The sequence below is a fragment of the Methylibium rhizosphaerae genome (assembly GCF_006386545.1).
Taxonomy (GTDB): Bacteria; Pseudomonadota; Gammaproteobacteria; order Burkholderiales; family Burkholderiaceae_C; genus Pseudorivibacter; species Pseudorivibacter rhizosphaerae.
On record NZ_SWAR01000153.1, the window covers coordinates 1 to 961 of the forward strand.

General features: G+C 69.4%; 1 protein-coding gene. It reads left to right on the forward strand.

Annotation, left to right across the window (positions count from 1 at the left end; translation table 11 throughout):
- Nucleotides 1-961 (forward strand): calcium-binding protein (locus E8D38_RS27880; RefSeq protein WP_281286176.1); only part of this gene is annotated, 961 nt, incomplete at both ends.

Below are 961 nucleotides of genomic sequence, written 5' to 3' on the forward strand. Positions count from 1 at the left end.
ACTTCGGGCAATGACACCCTGATCGGCTACACCGGCGCCGATGCCCTGGCCGGAGGAGCCGGCGACGACACCCTCAGCGGCCGAGCCGGCAACGACACGCTGGATGGCGGCAATGGCGAGGACACGCTCAACGGTGAAGATGGTGACGACCTGCTGCTCGGCGGCGCAGGCGCCGACACGCTGAATGGAGGCAACGGCAACGACGCCCTGAACGGCGACGCCGGCAGCGATACGCTGTACGGGAACGCCGGCAACGACACGCTCGACGGCGGTGCCGGCAGCGACACGCTGAATGGCGGCACCGGCGACGACACCTTCCTGTTCGGGCGCGGCTCAGGCAATGACACGGTGTCGGCCTACGACACCACGGCCGGCAAGTTCGACGTGGTGCAGCTGGCACCGGGCATCGCGCCGTCCGAGGTGGTGCTCACCCGCTCAAGCAACGACCTCATCGTGTCCATCATGGGCACGTCCGACAGCCTGCGGGTCGGCGGACACTTCAACTCTTCCACCTACCGCATCGAGCAGATCCGCTTCGCCGACGGCACCACCTGGGACGCGGCAGCGATCAGCACCCTCGTGGCGGCACCGCCGCCCGCGCCTGTCGACCCGGCCCCTGTGATGCCCGGCGTGATGGAAGCGCCGACCGCCCTGCTGTTCCGCCAGGTCGGCAACGACCTCGAGATCAGGACGTCCGGATCGAGCGTCACCACGCGCGTGCCCGGCTGGTATACCGCCGCCCGGACGCACCTGGACCTGGTGGCCGCCAGTGCCAAGAGCCTGCTGCTCGGCGCTGCCCTGGCCGGCCCCGAACAACCGGCCGCGGACAACACCGACCAGACCACCCGCCTGATCTACGACGCACGCGGCAAGCTGGTGGCGGAGCTCGACGCCGAACGCTACCTCACCGAACACGTCTACGACGCCCGGGGCAACCGCACCACGACGATTCGCTACAGCC